General features: G+C 71.3%; 15 protein-coding genes. 10 read left to right on the top strand and 5 right to left on the bottom strand.

Going from position 1 to position 17089, the window contains the following annotated elements; translation table 11 throughout:
• Window positions 1–29: 29 nt before the first annotated feature.
• The 6 genes from DEU36_RS05960 to DEU36_RS05935 all read left to right on the top strand — a co-directional run bounded on the left by DEU36_RS05960 (window position 30) and on the right by DEU36_RS05935 (window position 6622).
• The gene (locus DEU36_RS05960; RefSeq protein ID WP_120263346.1) at window positions 30–263 is read left to right on the top strand and encodes a hypothetical protein; all 234 of its coding nucleotides are present in this window, start codon (window positions 30–32) and stop codon (window positions 261–263) included.
• Window positions 260–619 carry a hypothetical protein gene (locus DEU36_RS16295; protein ID WP_259455232.1) on the top strand — a complete coding sequence of 120 codons (360 nt, stop codon included), beginning with the start codon at window positions 260–262 and terminating at the stop codon, window positions 617–619. Before DEU36_RS05960 ends, DEU36_RS16295 begins: the two co-directional genes overlap by 4 nt.
• 132 nt (window positions 620–751) lie before the next feature.
• Complete coding sequence (locus DEU36_RS05950) at window positions 752–2212, top strand: MFS transporter (RefSeq protein WP_120263345.1); 1461 nt, start codon at window positions 752–754, stop codon at window positions 2210–2212.
• A 61-nt stretch (window positions 2213–2273) separates the two neighbouring features.
• A complete protein-coding gene (locus tag DEU36_RS05945; RefSeq protein WP_120263344.1) occupies window positions 2274–3422 on the top strand; it encodes an exonuclease SbcCD subunit D C-terminal domain-containing protein in 1149 nt (382 codons plus the stop codon).
• On the top strand, window positions 3419–6430 hold the full coding sequence (locus DEU36_RS05940) for an AAA family ATPase (protein WP_120263343.1): 3012 nt from the start codon (window positions 3419–3421) through the stop codon (window positions 6428–6430). The genes DEU36_RS05945 and DEU36_RS05940 overlap by 4 nt, the downstream gene beginning before the upstream one ends.
• A gap of 9 nt (window positions 6431–6439) precedes the next feature.
• Complete coding sequence (locus DEU36_RS05935) at window positions 6440–6622, top strand: hypothetical protein (protein WP_120263342.1); 183 nt, start codon at window positions 6440–6442, stop codon at window positions 6620–6622.
• Here the strand turns inward: DEU36_RS05935 and DEU36_RS05930 are convergent.
• Window positions 6610–7170, bottom strand: a complete 561-nt coding sequence (locus DEU36_RS05930) for a nucleoside phosphorylase (RefSeq protein WP_120263341.1) — start codon at window positions 7168–7170, stop codon at window positions 6610–6612. The two genes, DEU36_RS05935 and DEU36_RS05930, sit on opposite strands and share 13 nt — an antisense overlap.
• A gap of 2 nt (window positions 7171–7172) precedes the next feature.
• Window positions 7173–7304 (bottom strand): hypothetical protein, encoded by a 132-nt coding sequence (locus DEU36_RS16290; protein WP_258524632.1) that lies wholly within the window; start codon window positions 7302–7304, stop codon window positions 7173–7175.
• A 142-nt stretch (window positions 7305–7446) separates the two neighbouring features.
• Between DEU36_RS16290 and DEU36_RS05925 the strand changes: the two genes are divergently transcribed.
• Window positions 7447–8028: a hypothetical protein gene (locus DEU36_RS05925; protein ID WP_120263340.1), complete on the top strand. Its 582-nt coding sequence runs from the start codon at window positions 7447–7449 to the stop codon at window positions 8026–8028.
• Between the two features lie 5 nt (window positions 8029–8033).
• On the opposite strand, the gene DEU36_RS05920 is transcribed toward DEU36_RS05925, so the two are convergent.
• The gene (locus DEU36_RS05920; RefSeq protein WP_120263339.1) at window positions 8034–10103 is read right to left on the bottom strand and encodes an NAD(+) synthase; all 2070 of its coding nucleotides are present in this window, start codon (window positions 10101–10103) and stop codon (window positions 8034–8036) included.
• Between the two features lie 70 nt (window positions 10104–10173).
• On the opposite strand from DEU36_RS05920, the gene DEU36_RS05915 reads away from it, so the two are divergent.
• Window positions 10174–13677, top strand: coding sequence for a bifunctional RecB family nuclease/DEAD/DEAH box helicase (locus tag DEU36_RS05915; RefSeq protein WP_120263338.1), 3504 nt, complete (start codon window positions 10174–10176; stop codon window positions 13675–13677).
• Window positions 13678–13794: 117 nt separating this feature from the next.
• Here DEU36_RS05915 and upp read toward each other — a convergent pair whose 3' ends face one another.
• On the bottom strand, window positions 13795–14430 hold the full coding sequence (gene upp, locus DEU36_RS05910) for a uracil phosphoribosyltransferase (RefSeq protein ID WP_120263337.1): 636 nt from the start codon (window positions 14428–14430) through the stop codon (window positions 13795–13797).
• An 87-nt stretch (window positions 14431–14517) separates the two neighbouring features.
• Here upp and DEU36_RS05905 point away from each other — a divergent pair, with 87 nt between their 5' ends.
• Window positions 14518–14949 carry a nucleoside deaminase gene (locus DEU36_RS05905; RefSeq protein ID WP_120264385.1) on the top strand — a complete coding sequence of 144 codons (432 nt, stop codon included), beginning with the start codon at window positions 14518–14520 and terminating at the stop codon, window positions 14947–14949.
• A gap of 13 nt (window positions 14950–14962) precedes the next feature.
• Here DEU36_RS05905 and DEU36_RS05900 read toward each other — a convergent pair whose 3' ends face one another.
• On the bottom strand, window positions 14963–16081 hold the full coding sequence (locus DEU36_RS05900) for an alpha/beta fold hydrolase (protein ID WP_120263336.1): 1119 nt from the start codon (window positions 16079–16081) through the stop codon (window positions 14963–14965).
• A gap of 114 nt (window positions 16082–16195) precedes the next feature.
• Between DEU36_RS05900 and proC the strand changes: the two genes are divergently transcribed.
• Window positions 16196–17038 (top strand): pyrroline-5-carboxylate reductase, encoded by an 843-nt coding sequence (gene proC / locus DEU36_RS05895; protein ID WP_120263335.1) that lies wholly within the window; start codon window positions 16196–16198, stop codon window positions 17036–17038.
• The last annotated feature ends 51 nt before the right edge of the window (window positions 17039–17089 follow it).

The following is a 17089-nucleotide window of genomic DNA, read 5'->3' as shown; positions in this document are numbered from 1 at the left end:
ACTGGGGCCATCGATCGAAGGAGACAGTCATGAACCGCGATCTACCCGAGGGTGTCGTCGATCCCGATGGCGCTGGGGCCACCTCGCTCGCCGCGAGCGAGGCCGAAGACGACGCCGTCCGCGACGCTGACACGCCCGTCGATGCCGCCGCGATGCCCGACGGTGACAGCCCCGACGGCTTCGTCGAGAGCGCCGAGATCCAGCAGGGGCTCGACCCGGACCTCGTCACCGACGAGCAGGCGGACGAGGAGGAGCAGCGATGAGCGGACAGGCCGACGAGATCGACTCGAGCGTCTCGGACTCCGCGACGCAGGACGCCCCCGAGACGGGGCGTGGTGGCACACGCGCCACCTCGGCGGGGACCGACGGAGACGTCACGCCTCCGAAGGAGGACACCCCCGTCTCCCCTCCGGGCGTGCAGGACGGCCCGGCGCTGTCGATGCACGACACGACCGAGCGGGAGCGCATCGACGGGCTCATCGCGCAGCTGCGCGCGGATCTCCCGGGTGAGAACCGGGCGACGGTCGAGAAGTACGTGCGCCAGCGCGTCTCAGAGGTCGGCCTCGGTGTCGGCGAGGACGAGATCGCGCGGATCGTCGACGACCTCGCCGTCGACTGACCCGACGACGTCGCGAATGCCCCGGGCCGGCCTCGGGGCATTCGTCGTGCCGGGGCTGTTCTCTTTACGGCCCCCGGGCCGACAGTGCAAGGGCGGGATCGCTGCCTTCGCGCGGGCGTAGCCTGACCCACGATGAGTGACACGGCGAGCATCCCGCTGTCGGTGCACCAGCGGTGGCGGGCTTTCTGGGTCTGCGTCGCCGTGGCGGCGCTGACGATCCTCGACCTGACGAAGGTCAACGTCGCGCTGCCCTCGATCGAGATGGCCTTCGGGGCGGGCTCGACGGAGCTGCAGCTCATCGTGTCGGGGTACGTGCTCACGTTCGGACTGACGCTCGTGCCCGCCGGACGCATCGGTGACCAACGGTCGCGACGCGCGCTGTTCGTGATCGGACTCTTGCTGTTCACCGTGACGAGCGTCGCGTGCGCGCTCGCGCCGAACACGGAGGTGCTCCTGGCCGCCCGTCTGGTGCAGGGCGTCGCGGCCGGCATCCAGATGCCGCAGGTGATCGGACTGGCGCAGGAGATGTTCCAGGGGGCCGAGCGCGGCAAGGCATTCGGGCTCTTCGGCGCCACCATCGGAATCTCGACGGCGTTCGGCCCGACGCTCGGGGGCCTCATGATCGCGTTGGGCGGCGCCGAGGACGGCTGGCGCTACATCTTCTGGATGAACGTCCCGCTCACCCTCGCCGTCCTCGCCGGGGTCGTCTGGCTCCTCCCGAAGACACGCGAATCCCGGCCGGCGCGGCTGCAACTGGATCCCGTCGGTCTCGTGCTCTTCGCGTTCGTCGTCATCGCGCTGATGGTGCCGTTCCTCCTCACGACCGGCGCGCAGGGCGACGATCCGCAGCGCTGGTGGTCGCTCGTGGCCTTCGGGGTCTTCGCCGCCCTGTTCGTGTGGTGGGAGCGTCGCTATGCGGCATCCGGCAAGCATCCGCTCATTCCGCTGCAGCTCTTCGCCATCTCGTCGTACCGCAACGGCACTCTCATCCAGGCGGTCTACTTCATGGCGCTGCCGGCGATGTTCCTGCTGACGACGCTGTTCCTGCAGTTGGGCGTCGGCCTCGAGCCCGTCTTCGCGGGCATGGTCTCCATCGGCTTCGCCGTCGCGAGCGCCGGCGCCTCCTACGTCGGCGGCCGGATCGTGACCCGTGTCGGGCGCCCGCTCGTCGTCGGGGGTCTGATCATCATGCTCTCGGCGGTCGTCGCCCTCGCCCTCGTCGCCTACTTCGTGCCGCCCGGGATCGTCGAGTTCGCGATGGCGGGAGTGTTGACCGTCGGGGGCTTCGGGGGTGGCCTCGTCATCTCACCGAACCAGACCCTGACCCTCGCGGACATCCCGGTCAAGCAGGGCGGGCTGGCCGGCTCCGTCGGTCAGCTCGTGCAGCGGATCGGCACGGCCGTCGGAACCGCCGTCGCCCTGTCGCTGTTCTACTCGACGGTGAACCGGCTCGGGGGTGGATCGACACCGCGGATCGATGTCTACCACGACGCCTACGCCCTCGGGATGGTCTCCGTCGGGCTCTTCCTCGCGCTCGCCCTCGTGCTGGGCGTCGCCGATCTGACGTCGCGGCGACGCGCCGGCCGGGTCTGAGTCTGCGCCTTCCCCGCGGGGCACCCCGGCGATGTCGGAGGCTGCTCCTACCCTGGTCGGCATGCGGATCCTCCACACCTCCGACTGGCATATCGGGCGGACCTTCCACGGTCATTCGACGCTCGACGCGCTGCGGGGCGTGCTCGAGAGGCTCACCGAGCAGGTCCGCGAACACGAGGTCGACGTCGTCGTGGTCGCAGGCGACGTGTTCGACTCAGCCGCGCCGGCGGCCGGTTGCTACGCCCTTCTCTCCGACACGCTGCGGGGTATCGCCGACGCCGGAGCGCGCGTCATCGTCACCAGCGGCAACCATGATTCGGCCGCCCGCCTCGGCTTCCAGGCGGGGCTGCTGCGCGAGGGCATCCACGTTCTGACCGACCCGGCCGCGGTGGGCACGCCCATCACCGTCGAGGATGCCGACGGGCCCGTGCACTTCTACGGCATCCCGTATCTCGAACCGGCCCTTCTTCGCCACCTCTGGCCCGAAGCCCGTTCGCAGGCGGCCGTCATCGACCGCGCGATGGGGCTCGTGCGCGACGATCTCGCGGCACGCGGCGGTCGCTCGGTCGCGATCGCCCACTGCTTCGCCGCGGGGGTCGAGCCGACACCGCATCTCGAACGCGACATCCAGCAGGGCGGGCTCGACGTGGTGCCGCTCGCCGCGTTCGCCGGAGTCGACTACATGGCTCTGGGCCACATCCACGGCCGCCAGCAGCTCGCCCCCGCCGTGCGGTACGCCGGCGCGCCGCTGCACTACAGCTTCGGCGAGGGCGACAAGCCCCGCGGCTCGTGGCTGGTCGAGCTCGACGCCGACGGCTTCGTCGACGCCCGTTGGCTCGAGCTGCCGATCCCGCGCCCCGTCGTCACCTTGCGCGGGCCGCTCGCCGAGGTGCTCGCCGATCCTGCGCACGAACGGTATGCCGATGCGTGGATCTGCGTCGAGTACACCGACACCCTGCCCGAGCGTGATCCCATGCGCCGCCTGCAGGAGCGGTTCCCGTTCTGCGCGAAGGTCGTGCACGCGCCCGCCGACATCGCGCCTCGCGATGCGCGCACCTACGTCGACCGCGTGCGCGCCGCGCGCAGCGATGCCGAGCTCGTCGAGGCGTTCCTCGTGCACGTGCGTGAGGGTGTCGGCGCCGACGAGCGTGAGCGCGAGCTGCTCGCCGATGTCCTCGACGAGCGGGTCCGCGTCGAGGCGATCGCGTGAAGCTCCATCGCCTCGAGCTGACCGGATTCGGCCCGTTCCGCGAGAAGCAGACCGTCGACTTCGACGCCTTCGACCGCGACGGCGTGTTCCTCATCTCGGGGCGGACCGGTGCGGGCAAATCGAGCATCCTCGACGGCGTGAGCTTCGCGCTCTACGGATCCGTGCCGCGCTACGAAAACGGCGAGCGGCGCCTTCGCAGTGACCACAGCTTCTTGGGCGACCCGACGGAGGTGCGTCTGGAGTTCACCGTCGGCGGGGAGCGCTGGCGTGTGACGCGGGCGCCGGAGTACGAGCGTCCCGCAAAGCGGGGTGACAAGCTCACCACCGAGGTCGCCCGCGCCGAGCTCGAGCAGCGCGTGGACGGCGAGTGGATCGGACGGGCTGCGAAGCCGCGTGAGGTCGCCCTCCTGCTCGACGAGGTGCTCGGGCTGAATGCCCAGCAGTTCCAGCAGGTCATCCTGCTGGCGCAGAACAAGTTCTCGCGGTTCCTCCTGGCACGCAACGACGAACGCCAGCAGCTGCTGCGCACCCTGTTCGGGACGAAGCGGTTCGAGCAGTACAAGGACGATCTCGAGAACCGCCGCCGCGCCGCGCAGCGCGAGCTCGACGCCGCCGGTGACCAGGTGCGCACGCTGCTCGATCTCGCCGAGGCGGCGATGGCGCGGCAGGCCGCCTCGGACGCCGACGAGAGCCCGACCGACGAGACGGTGCCGGCGTCACCCGACCTCGCCGCTCGACGAGATCTCATCGAGCGTGCCCGCCGTCGCGCCGACTATCGCGTGGAGCAGGCCGAAGAGCTCCGCCAGCAAGCGGAGTCGCGCCACGCTCACCTCTCCGCGACGCACGCCGAACTCGTCGAGCAGGTGCGAGTGCTCGACGAGCTCGCCGCGGCGCGTCGACGTCTGGCCGACCTCGACGCGATCGCCGACGAGGTCGCCACGATCGAACGCAGAGTCGAGCGTGCGCGCGCGGCTGAGGCGCTGCGTGCGACGCTCGAGCAGGCAGACCGGTCCGAGGAGGCGGCGGGGGAGGCCCGCGCCGCGGCCGACCGGGCTGCCGAGCGCTGGACCGAGGCGGGCGGCAAAGCCGATGACGACGTCGCCGCGGTCGTCGAGACACTCACGGGAGACATCGCGCGGTGGACCGATGCGCTCGCACGTGAGCACGAGCTGACGGCCGCCGTCGACGCGCGAGACGCGACCATCGCCGAGATCGCACTGCTGGAGGAGCAAGCGGGTCTTCTCGATGAGCAGCATGCGCTTCTGCCGGCAGAGCGCGAACGGCTCACGACCGACCTCGCGGCGGCGACCCTCGAGGCTGCGCGAAGCGACGAGGTGCGCGTCCGCGTCGCCGATCTCGCGGCGCAGGTCGAGGCCGCCGGCGAAGCCGACCGCCTGGCTGCCGAGCTCGGCGCCGCCGAGGAGGCCTACCTGCACGCGAGCGGCGCGGCGGAGGCTGCCGCTGCCGCGGTCACCGAGCTGCTGCGCCGACGGGTGGCCGACCGTGCGGGCGACCTCGCCGCCGAGCTCTCCGACGGGTCGGCCTGCCCGGTCTGCGGATCGCTCGAGCACCCGCATCCCGCCCCCCGGGTCGCCGACGGAGTCACCGACGACGACCTGGCGGCCGCCGAGGCGGAGCGGGATGCCGCTGCGGCCGAGGCGCGCGAGACAGGGGAGAACACCGCCCGCCTGCGCGCTGAGCACGCCGCGGCGGCGGCGCGCGCCGGTGGACGTGGCGGCGACGAGCTCGCGACCTCTCTCGCCGGTGCCCGAGAGGAGCTGGCTGGAGCCGAGCTGGCCGCTGAGCGGGTCGCCTCGCTCGTCGAACAGCGTGACGTGCTCGACCGCCTCGATGCCGAGGTGACAGAAGAACGATCCCGCCTCACCGCCGCCCTGGCCGACGCGCGCGAGCGCCTCGCCGTGGCGGGAACGACCCTGACGCGCCTCGAGACCGAGGTCGCCGATGCTCGCGGTGCGTTCGCGACGGTCGCGGAGCGCATCGCGTCGACGGTCGAACGCCGCGATCTCGCCCGTGCCGTCCTCGAGAGCCGCACCGCGCTCGCCCACGGCGAAGCGACGGCGGCGGACGCGGCACGCGACCGAGCGAGGCGCATCGAGGCATCGATCTTCGCCGACGTCGACGACGTCCGCGAGGCGCTGCTTCCCGAATCCGAGCGCACCGCCATCACCCGGCGCGTCGCCGAGCACGCCGCGGATGTCGCGGCCACCCGCGCGCGTCTGCTCGAGCTCGAGCTCACCGCCGCGGGACTCCCCGACGAGCGGCCGGACCTCGACGCGTCCGCGCAGGCGGTCGCCGCCGGGGATCTCGCGCGCAGCGCCGCGATCGCCGCGCATCGCGACGCCGTCAACGCCGCCGAGAGGATGCGCGAGCTCCTCGTGCGCATCGATGACGCGTTCGTCGCCGTCGCCGGTCTCGCCGAGCGGACGGCGGCCGTGACCCGCCTGGCCGACACGGTCGCGGGCCGCGCGCCGAACACCCGGAAGATGGATCTCGAGACGTTCGTGCTCGCGGCAGAGCTCGAAGAGATCGTCGCGGCAGCCAACCTGCGCCTGCGCGACATGTCGTCGGGGCGGTACACCCTCCATCACAGTGACGCGCTCCAGGCGCGCGGCGCGGCTTCGGGCCTCGGGCTCGAGGTTCTCGACGCACACACGGGGCGCCTCAGATCGCCGCAGTCGTTGTCGGGAGGCGAGACCTTCCTCGCCTCTCTCGCCCTCGCGCTCGGCCTCGCCGAGGTCGTGACCGGGCGCGCCGGGGGCATCCGTCTCGACACGCTGTTCGTCGACGAGGGCTTCGGGTCACTCGACCCCGAAACCCTCGAGCTCGCGATGCGCACCCTCGACGAGTTGCGCGCGGGCGGACGCACCGTCGGCGTCATCAGCCATGTCGAAGGCATGAAAGAGCAGCTCGCCGCGCAGATCGTCGTCGAGTCCACTCGTGAGGGGCCGAGCGTCATCCGGCAGGAGGCGCTCAGTGAGCGCGACTAGGCTGAGCGGGTGAGGACTTTCTGGACCGTCGTCGGAGTGATCGCCGCGATCTTCGTCGCGTGGGTGATCGTCGACGTCGTGCTGCGCCTGGCCGTCTTCGCGGTCAAGCTCGGGCTCGTCGCTGTCGTCGCGCTCGTCGTCTTCCTGCTGCTGCGCCGGCTTTTCGCCCGCAGCGGCGATCAGACTCCGTAGTCGGCGCGGATGCGTTCGTAGAGGGCCCGGCTGCACGCGGCTACGGCCTCGTCCCAACCGGTGGTCGCGCCGTCCTGGGCATCGTCCGACACCGCCTTGAGCACCCGGATGGGGATGTCGAAGCGCTGGGCGACCCAGATGTAGACGTAGGTCTCCATGTCGACCAGCTGAGCGCCGAGCGACTGGATGAGCGCGACCGCCTCGGCGTCGTCGACGAAGACGTCTCCCGTCGCGATGCGCACGCCTTCGCCGCCCGCCTCGACGCGGTCGGGCATCGAGAGGTGACGGCCGCGTACCCCGGCGAGATCGAACACATCGTGCTGGACGGCGTCGCCGACCTCGTAGATGCCCGGTCCGACCGCGCCCGCCACGGCTCCCGCGGTTCCCACGACGACGATCTCGTCGTACGCGGTGCGATCGAGCGCACGGGTGAGCTCATGCGCGGCGAGCAGTTTGCCCGGGCCGGTGAGCAGGATGTCGAACCCCGGAATGTCGGCGGGGAAGCCCACCAGCTCGTCGCGGTGCGCGACCACCAGAAGCCGCCGCACGCTCAGGCACCGCCTCGAGCGATGATGCCGAGGATGCCGGAGATCAGCAGGTAGGCACCGATGCCGCCCACCACCACCCAGATCGCGATGCGGGCGGAGGACGGCCGTTTGTCGTCGCCGTTGTCGAGGCTCATCCCGCCAGCCTAGGCGAGGTCGCCTCAACGGGAGTCGCGGCGGTGCGGCACGGGGATTGACCCGGGGACGCACCCTGGTGCCGCCAGAGGCGATCGCTAGACTCGAGCTGAGGTCAGACCATCCACAGGCGGGAGCGACGGCATGCAGACGGTACTTCTCGACACCCCCACGGGGATCACGGCCCGGCTCGGCTGGGACCCGGCGATCACGGTGCACCACCGTCGGCGGATGATCGCGCGCGAACTCGTCGCGCAGGCCCTCGGCTGCGACGAGAAGGATGTCCGCATCGAGCGCGAGGCGCCGCGCGGCTTCGGCTACCACACGCGCCTCGTCGCCTCACGCGACGGCGTCGAGGTGCCGCTGGCGATCACGACGGCCAGCTATCGTGCGGCGACGGTCGTCGCGGTCAGCGACCCGGGGCTGCCGGTGGGCATCGACATCCGCGACGGACACCCGGAGCCCGCCGACCTCGCCCGCATGCGCAAGCATTCCCGGCTGTTCTCCGGGGCCGACACGCTCGACCTCGTCGACCATTGGGTGCACGTTCAAGCGGTGCTCGAGGCAGACGGTCGCGGTGTGCGGGTGGCGCCGGAGCAGGTGCGGCTCGATCCGGGACGCCACCGCGGCTGGATCCCCGACCGCAATATGAAGTACACCCTCGTCGACATCTCGCGCGACGGGTGGCTCATCACACTCGCCTACGGCACGCTGCCGACGGCCTGAGAGAGTCAGTCCACGAGATCGGGGAGCGCCCGGCGGAGCTCCGCGAGCCACGCTTCGGGATTGCCGTCCGACGGCGCGCGCCAATCGCCGCGCGGCGACAGTGAGCCGGCCGCGGCGACCTTGGGTCCGTTGGGGATCGCGCTGCGCTTGAACTGCGCGAAGCCGAAGAACCGCTTGATGAACACCTGCAGCCAGTGGGCGATCTCGGCCAGGTCGTACGCGTAGCGGCTGTCGCGGGGGAATCCCACCGGCCAGTCACCGGCGTCGGCATCCGACCAGGCGTGCTGAGCGAGGAAGGCGATCTTCGACGGGCGGAAGCCGTAGCGCAGGACGTGGTGCAGCGCGAAGTCGTGCAGGGCGTAGGGGCCGATCGTCGACTCCGTGGACTGCACCTTGCCGTCTTCGCCCGCGGGCACGAGCTCGGGGCTGATCTCGGTGTCGAGGACCGACTGCAGCACGGCGACCGCTTCATCGGTCAGATCGGTGCCCGTGCCCTCCCGGTGCGCGATGACCCATCGGATGAGGTGCTGCATGAGCGTCTTGGGCACGCCGACGTTGACCGCGTAGTGGCTCATGTGGTCGCCGACCCCGTAGGTGGCCCAGCCGAGGGCGAGCTCCGAGAGATCGGAGGTGCCGATGACGATGCCGTTCAGACGGTTCGCGAGTCGGAACAGGAAGTCGGTCCGCACCCCGGCCTGGACGTTCTCGAAGGTGACGTCGTACACGGGCTCGCCGGAGGCGTAGGGGTGCCCGATGCCGCGCAGGAGTTCGTTCGCGGCGGGGCGGATGTCGATGGTCTCGATCGTCGCGCCGATTGCTTCGGCGAGTGCCACGGCGTTCGACTTCGTGTGGTCGCTCGTGGCGAACCCGGGCATCGTGTACGCGAGGATGTCGCTGCGCGGGCGCCCCATACGGTCCATCGCGCGGGCGACGACGAGCAGTGCGTGGGTCGAGTCGAGCCCGCCCGACACCCCGATCACGGGACGAGGGCCGCCGATCGCCCGCATCCGCTGCTCGAGGCCGGACACCTGGATGTTGAACGCCTCGTAACAGTCCTGGTCGAGGCGTGCCGGGTCATCCGGGACGAAGGGGAACCGATCGAGCGTGCGCCGCAGCCCGATGTCTTCGGTGGGCGGGTGCAGGAACGTCTCGACGGTGAGGAAGTCGGTCGAGGTCGTGCGGCGGTTGTCGTCGAAGGTTCCCTGCCGGTAACGGTCCTGACGCACGCGGTCGAGATCGACGTCGGCGATGCTGCGCCGCGCCCCGTCGGGAAAGCGCTCCGTCTCGGCGAGGAGCGAGCCGCCCTCGTAGATCATGGTCTGACCGTCCCAGGAGACGTCGTTGGTCGACTCGCCGAGACCTGCCGCCGCGTAGGCGTAGACGGCGAGGCACCGCAGCGACTGCGACTGCACGAGCGTGCGGCGATCATCTGCTCGTCCGATCGTGATGGGCGAGCCCGACAGGTTCACGAGGACCGTGGCACCTGCCAGCGCGGCGCGCGACGACGGCGGAACCGGCACCCACATGTCCTCGCACACCTCGGCGTGCAGCACGAGCCCGGGCACATCGCGGACGTCGAACAGCAGGTTCGTCCCGAACACGGTCTCGTGCGAGCCGATGCGGATGCCCTCGCCGTCCCACTCCTCGCCCGCCGCGTACCAGCGGCGCTCGTAGAACTCGCGGTAGGTGGGCAGGTGGGCCTTGGGGGCGACGCCGAGGATCTCGCCTCGGTGGATGACAACGGCGCAGTTGTACAGGCGGCTGCGGTGACGGAGGGGGGCTCCGATCACGAGCACCGGCATGAGATCGACGGATGCGTCGACGATGCGCTCGATGGCCGCGTCGACGGCGTCCAGCACCGCGTCCTGCATCACGAGGTCGTCGATCGCGTAGCCGGTGATGCACAGCTCGGGGAACACTGCGACAGCGACGGCGTCGGCGTCGCAGGCGCGCGCCTCGGCGAGGACGGCCTCGGCGTTGGCCGCCGGGTCGGCGATGGCGACCGGGATGGTGCAGGCGGCGACCCGCGCGAACCCGTGGGCGTACACGCTGGCGAAGGGGAGCGACTCGTTCACCCTCCTCAGTCTGGCACCGGCGTCGGCGGTGTCGCACCCCGCGGTTAGGGTCATTGAACGGAAGGGGATCATGCGATACATCGAGGACGAAGGCCGGATCGTCTGGAGCGCGAGCGACCTCAAGGCGGCGGCCGAGTGCGAGTTCGCCTGGCTGCGAGCGATCGACGCCAAGCTCGGACGCGTCTCCGCCGTCGACGAGCCCGACGATCCGACGCTCGAGCGGGCGGGCCGTCTCGGCGATCGCCACGAGGAACGTCAGCTCGCCGCGTACCGTGCCGAGTTCGGAGATCGTGTCGCCGAGATCCCCGAGACGCGCTCGTCGGATGCCGCGGGCCTGGCGCGTGCCGTCGCGCTCACTCGTGACGCCCTCGCCTCGGACGCGCGGGTGATCTACCAGGCGGCGTTCTCCGACACCGACTTCGTCGGGTTCGCCGACTTCCTCTTACGCGACGACGACGGCCGGTGGGTCGTGCAAGACACGAAGCTCGCACGCCACGCGCGCGTCACCGCGCTGATGCAGCTCGAGGCCTATGCCGTCCAGCTCGACCGCGAGGGCGCGGCCGTCGCCGGTCACGTCGAGCTGCTGCTGGGCGACGGCACGACGTCGCGCCACGAGCGCGCCGACATCGCACCGGTGTTCGTCCTGCGGCGCGAGCGTCTGCGCTCGCTCATCGCCGACCGTGACGTGGCCGCGGGCGCCGCGGGCGAACCCATCGCGTGGGGCGACGATCGCGGTGATCTGCGGGTCGCGGCCTGCGGACGGTGTGCGACCTGCGACCTCGAGGTCGTCGCCGCGCGCGATCTCCTGCTCGTCGCGGGCATGCGACCGATCCAGCGCGAGCGCCTGCGGGCGGCCGGAGTCACGACGATCGACGAGCTCGCCGCGGCGCGCGAGGCGCCCGCCCGGATGTCGTGGGACACGTTCGCGGGCCTCCGCACCCAGGCTCGGCTGCAGCTCGAGAGCCCCGCGGGCGGCGTCGGCGCGGGCGAGCCGGCGGCAGACGGGGCCCCCGTCCCCACCTACGAGGTGGTCTTCCCGAAGGCGCTCGGCGCGCTTCCGCGGCCCGACCTCGGCGATCTCTTCTTCGACTTCGAGGGCGACCCGCTCTACACCGAGGGGGCGGCTCGTCAGTGGGGCATCGACTACCTGTTCGGCTGGGTCGATCTCCGCGAGCAGTACTCCGCACTCTGGGCTCACACCTTCGACGAGGAGCGGGCGGCGTTCCAGACCTTCCTCGAGTTCGTCGCCGTGCAGCGTGCCGCGCACCCGGCGATGCACATCTACCACTACGCACCGTACGAGCCGACGCATCTTCTCGCGATGGCTGCGCGGTACGGCGTGGGTGAGGCCGAGGTCGACCGGCTGCTGCGCGACGGGGTCTTCGTCGACCTGTATCCGATCGTCCGCCGCGCGCTGCGGGTGGGGTCGCGCTCGTACTCGATCAAGAAGCTCGAGCCGCTCTACATGGGGTCCGAAGTCCGCACGAGCGACGTCCAGAAGGGCGACGATTCGATCGTCCGGTACGTCGAGGCGCGGGCACTCGCCGAGGCGGGTGATGCCGACGCCGCCGCGGCGATCCTCGCGGATCTGGCTGATTACAACCGCTACGACTGCGTCTCGACACGGCGGCTGCGCGATTGGCTCGTCGACCGGGCGCGGGAGGCGCAGTTGCGGCCATCCGCGGATGTCGAGCCCGAAGAGCGCGCTTACGAGCCGTCGCCGCGCGCAACCGCGCTGTCGCGACTCGCGGATGCCGCGGCCGCGGACGACCCCGCGGGTGCCGACGCCCCGTCAGCCGTCGCGCTGCGGCTCGGGGCGGCTGCGATCGACTACTACCCCCGTGAGGCGAAGTCGTTCTGGGCCACCCACTTCCTCCGCCTGCGCGAACCGCTCTCGATGTGGGAGGACACCCGCGACGTCGTCGCCGTGGCGTCCGAGCGCAGCCGGGTGCTCGAAGACTGGCATCGGCCCGAGGGGGCTCGCACCGACCGGCGCGTCCTCGAACTGCGCGGCGAGGTCGCACCGGGCACACGATTGAGCGTCGATTCGTCGCCGTTCGCGATCTACGAGGCGCCCGCGCCGTTCCCGACGGAACCGCGGCCCCGCTTCATCCACGCCGACCGGCGGGTGCGGGTCATCGAGGTGCTCGATGACGGCGCGATCGTCGAGGAGCTCGCCGCGGGCGCGTACATGTGGTCCGAGCTGCCGATCGCGCTCACCCCGGCAGCCCCGCCGCCTGCGGGCAGCCAGCAGGCGGCGATCGACGCGTGGGCAGACGAGGTGATCGCCGCGACGCCCGACCTGCCGGCCGATCCCGCGACCGATCTTCTGCTGCGACGCCCGCCGCGGACGCTGTCCGGCTCGCTGCCGAGTGGGGGCGGGGATGCGGTCGCCGACATCTCGAGCGCGATCCTCGATCTCGACCGCAGCTACCTCGCGGTACAGGGCCCTCCCGGAACGGGTAAGACCTATGTGGGATCTCATGTCGTCACACGTCTCGTGGCCGAACGCGGATTCCGCGTCGGCGTCGTGGCGCAGTCGCACGCCGTCGTCGAGAACATGCTCGATCGCATCGCCGCCGCGGGGGTGCCGCGCGAGAAGATCGCGAAGGCGGTCAAGGGCGAACCCACCGGTGACGAGGCCTTCACGGTCATCCCGAAGAACGGCGTCGCCGACTTCACCGCGGGGCGTCCGGACGGATACGTCGTCGGCGGCACGGCCTGGGACCTCACGCACGCCGGCCGCATCCCGCGCGGCAGTCTCGATCTCCTCGTCATCGACGAGGCGGGCCAGTTCTCCCTCGCCTCGACGATCGCCGTCTCGGTCGCGGCCTCCCGGCTTCTGCTGCTGGGCGATCCGCAACAGCTGCCGCAGGTCAGCCAGGGCACGCATCCCGAGCCGGTCGACACCTCGGCCCTCGGCTGGATCATGGACGGCGCCCACGTCATCCCGAGCGATCGCGGCTATTTCCTGGCCGAGACCCGTCGCATGCGGCCCGAGGTCGCCGAACCGGTTTCCGTGCTCGCCTACGACGGTCGACTCGCCGCGCACGCATCCACGGCCGGCCGGGTGCTCGCGGGCGTCGCGCCGGGGGTCATGCCCGTGCCCGTCGCCCACCGGCGCAATGCCACGGCCTCGCCCGAAGAGGCCGAGGTCGTCGTGGGGCTGATCTCGGATCTCCTCGACCGTGCGTGGCTGCCCGACCCGGCGCTCGAGCCTCGTCCGCTCGCGCAGCGCGACATCATCGTGGTCACGCCGTACAACGCGCAGCAGGTGCTCGTAGAAGAAGCGCTCGCCGCGGCGGGCTTCGACGACGTGCCGGTGGGCACGGTCGATCGGTTCCAGGGCCAGGAGGCGGCGGTCGCGATCGTGTCGCTCGCGGCATCCTCAGGTCGAGACGCGCCTCGGGGGCTGGAGTTCCTGCTGCTGCAGAACCGCCTCAACGTGGCCGTTTCGCGCGCGCAGCACACCGCATACGTCGTCTACGGCACCGGCATCCTCGACGACCTGCCCCGCACCCCCGAGGGCGTTGCACGGATGAGCGCCTTCGCCCGTCTCGTCGGGGCGGTCTGAGGCGCGCGCTCCGCATATGGGGCGCAGTTGTCAGCGACGGGCGCGGTTCGAACTGCGCTCCATCGGCGCAGGTGCGCTCGATGCGCGGGTCGCGGGTCGCGGGTCGCGGGTCGCGGGTCAGTCGACGGTGCCGTAGAGACGGTCGCCGGCGTCGCCGAGGCCCGGCACGATGTAGCCGCGCTCGTCGAGACGCTCGTCGAGCGAGCCCAGGACGAGGGTCACATCGCGGTCGCCGACCTGCTTCTCGATCGCGGCGAGGCCCTCGGGCGCCCCCAGGATGCAGATGGCCGTGACGTCCTGCGCCCCGCGCTGGAAGATGAAGTCGATCGCCGCGCCCAGTGAGCCTCCGGTGGCGAGCATCGGGTCGAGCACGAAGCACTGACGGTCGCTGAGGTCGTCGGGAAGACGCTCGGCGTACGTGGTCGGCTCGAACGTCACCTCATTGCGGGCCATCCCCAGGAACCCCACCTCGGCGGTGGGGAGGAGCTTGGTCATGCCCTCGAGCATCCCGAGTCCCGCGCGCAGGATCGGCACGACGAGGGGGCGGGGCTTGGCGATCGCGAGGCCCGTCGTGCGGGTGACCGGGGTCTCGATCTCGACCTGCTCCGTGCGGACGTTGCGGGTGGCCTCGTACGCGAGCAGCGTCACGAGCTCTTCGGTGAGCTGACGGAACACCGGCGAGGTGGTGTTCTTGTCGCGCAGGACCGAGAGCTTGTGGGTGATGAGCGGGTGGTCGGCGACGTGAACACGCATGTGATGATCCTACGCGGACGGCTCGCGTCTTCTCGGCTCTACGCTGGTGCCGTGACCCTGACGGCATCCGCTGGCGACATCCGCAGCATGACGCGCGCCCTCGAGCTCGCGGAGGCCGCGGCGGCGGCGGGTGACATCCCCGTCGGAGCGGTCGTGACGGATGCCTCGGGTGCAGTGCTCGGCGAGGGCCGCAACCTCCGCGAGGCGACCGGTGACCCGACCGCTCATGCCGAGGTGGTCGCGCTTCGCGCCGCGTCCGCCGCGATCGGGTCGTGGAACTTGGCGGGATGCACCCTGACGGTCACGCTCGAGCCGTGCGCCATGTGCGCGGGCGCCATGCTGCAGGCCCACGTCTCGCGGCTCGTCTTCGGTGCATGGGACGACAAGGCGGGCGCTGCCGGATCGCAGTACGACCTCGTGCGCGACCGCCGACTTCCTGTGAGAGCCGAGGTCGTGGCGGGCGTGCGCTCCGCCGAGTCGTCCGCGCTGCTGCGCACGTTCTTCGCGCAGCAGCGGTGAGCCGCCCGGCCGGTCAGTCCCAGGAGCTGAGGATGATCGCCTCGGTCGGGGGAGCCGGTGAGATCGGGGTGCCGAGGTAGCCGATCGTCGAGAGGATCGCGGTGCGGACCTTGCCCGGGCGCTCGAGATGCACGGCGTGCCCGACGCCCTCGATGACCACCTCGGTCACCTGCCCGCCCGCCTCGCGGTACCGCTCGAGCACGTTGCGGGTCTGCGCGACCATCTGTTGCGCCGGTGCCGTCTCCACGCCCGGCCACCCCGGGATCGCGCCGATCTCGCCGAGATGACCGCTCTCGGCGAACGACCCGTCGGCGACGATGACATCGGCACCGCCACGCATCCACAGGATCGGGGGCGCATCGTATCCGGCGGCCAGGTCGACGATGGAAGAGACGTCGAAGTGTGCCGGGGCCAGGGCGTTCTGCACGCCGAGCCGGCCCGCCGCGAAGCCCGGCCAGTTGTCGCTCGGCACGCTGTCGCCGGGGTAGTTGCCTTCGGCGGTCGACGTCGTGAGCATCGCCTCGACCCACGTGTCCTCGTTGTCGGACTCGTAGTCGGGCGAGACGAACGACGTGCGGAAGAACGATCGGGCGGTGCCCTCGTCGTCGCCCGCGTCGCGTGCCGTGAGTCGGTCGACGAGCGTGGGGCTGACGGCTCCGCCGCCGCATCCCGCGTCATCGTCCGTCAGGCGCGTGCCGTCGAGTCGCGTACCGCCGAAGCCGTATGGCGACACGGGCGAGAGCAGACTGAGCGAGAGCACGGGGTGATCGAGCGCGTACTGCATGGCGACGGCGGCGCCCAGGCCCCAGCCGACGAAATGGACGGCATCGAGGCCCAGTGCGTCGAGAGTCGCCCGCACGTCATCGGAGAAGTCGCGCACACCGCGGGTCGCGTCGACGGGCAGTCGCTCGGTCTCGCCGAAGCCGCGGAGGTCGATCGCGATCGGGCGGACGTCGCTCGGCAGATCCTCGATGATCTCCTGCCAGAAGAGACTCGACCCGGGAGCGTCGTGCAACAGCACGAGCGTGCGGTCGGCCGGAGTCTCGGGGTCGTCTGCGCCGCGTTCGAGGATGCTCACCGCCAGGCGCGACGTCTCGATGATGCGTGGCGTGATGCCGTCGAAGAGGGGCATGGCGGGATCCTTCGCTCTGCTCTGCGCGGCGAGCGCCTCCGCGCCCGCGGACGTTCCGACTCTACCTCGCAGCCGTGCGCTCTGCTGGGAAACGACCGGACTTAAGATGACGGCATGTCCGACGTCGTCGCCCTGCCCCCGATCGCCATCCTCGGAGCCGGTTCGATGGGGGGTGCCGTGCTGTCGGGCCTGGTGGCCTCGGGTGCCGCGGCCGGGGGAGTGACCGTCACCAACCGCACCGCCGAGAAGGCCGCCGCCCTCGCCGACCTCGCGGGGGTCACGAGCATCGCGCTCGCCGACACTCCCACGGGGAACACGGATGCCGCGGCTGCGGCCGACGTCGTGCTGATCGGTGTGAAGCCCGCGATGGTGCCCGATCTGCTGCGCGAGATCGCCCCGGTGCTGCGCCCCGGCGCGGTCGTGGTGAGCCTCGCCGCCGGGGTCACGATCGAGACCTTCGCCGGCATCCTCGGGCCCGACGTCGCCGTCATCCGCTCGATGCCCAACACCCCCGCCGTCGTCGGCAAGGCCGTCACGGGGCTCGCGGCCGGGCCTTCGGCATCCGATGACCACCGGGCGACGGTGCGCGCCCTGTTCGAGACATGCGGAGTCGTCGTCGAGGTGCCCGAGGAGCAGATCGATGCGCTCTCGACGATCTCGGGTTCGGGGCCCGCCTACGTCTTCCTGCTGATCGAGGAGCTCACCCGGGCTGCCATCGGCAAGGGATTCGCCGAGGGCGAGGCTCGCGTCATGGCCGAGCAGACCTTCATCGGAGCGGCCGCTCTGCTCGACGCTTCGGGCGAGGACCCGGCCGAGCTGCGCCGCCGCGTCACGAGCCCCAAGGGCACGACCGAGCGGGCGATCGCCGTGCTGCAGGAGGCCCGGCTCGACGACGTCTTCGCGCGGGCGACCGACGCCGCGCTCGCCCGCGCGCGCGAGCTCGCCGCCGGCTCCTGACCCCGACGCAACGTCATCCGAGGTCCCACTTGGGCCGGGTATGCCGTCCGT

The organism is Microbacterium sp. AG238 (assembly GCF_003610405.1).
GTDB lineage: Bacteria > Actinomycetota > Actinomycetes > Actinomycetales > Microbacteriaceae > Microbacterium.
This window is presented reverse-complemented; position numbering and strand designations above follow the sequence as displayed.

Excerpts from the sequence above, each read along its gene's own strand:
- DEU36_RS05945 (WP_120263344.1), top strand. The coding sequence starts at position 2,274 with ATGCGGATCCTCCACACCTCCGACTGGCATATCGGGCGGACCTTCCAC.
- DEU36_RS05905 (WP_120264385.1), top strand. The coding sequence starts at position 14,518 with ATGACGCGCGCCCTCGAGCTCGCGGAGGCCGCGGCGGCGGCGGGTGAC.
- DEU36_RS05960 (WP_120263346.1), top strand. The coding sequence starts at position 30 with ATGAACCGCGATCTACCCGAGGGTGTCGTCGATCCCGATGGCGCTGGG.
- DEU36_RS05950 (WP_120263345.1), top strand. The coding sequence starts at position 752 with ATGAGTGACACGGCGAGCATCCCGCTGTCGGTGCACCAGCGGTGGCGG.
- DEU36_RS05915 (WP_120263338.1), top strand. The coding sequence starts at position 10,174 with ATGCGATACATCGAGGACGAAGGCCGGATCGTCTGGAGCGCGAGCGAC.
- proC (WP_120263335.1), top strand. The coding sequence starts at position 16,196 with ATGTCCGACGTCGTCGCCCTGCCCCCGATCGCCATCCTCGGAGCCGGT.
- DEU36_RS05925 (WP_120263340.1), top strand. The coding sequence starts at position 7,447 with ATGCAGACGGTACTTCTCGACACCCCCACGGGGATCACGGCCCGGCTC.
- DEU36_RS16295 (WP_259455232.1), top strand. The coding sequence starts at position 260 with ATGAGCGGACAGGCCGACGAGATCGACTCGAGCGTCTCGGACTCCGCG.
- upp (WP_120263337.1), bottom strand. The coding sequence starts at position 14,430 with ATGCGTGTTCACGTCGCCGACCACCCGCTCATCACCCACAAGCTCTCG.
- DEU36_RS16290 (WP_258524632.1), bottom strand. The coding sequence starts at position 7,304 with ATGAGCCTCGACAACGGCGACGACAAACGGCCGTCCTCCGCCCGCATC.
- DEU36_RS05900 (WP_120263336.1), bottom strand. The coding sequence starts at position 16,081 with ATGCCCCTCTTCGACGGCATCACGCCACGCATCATCGAGACGTCGCGC.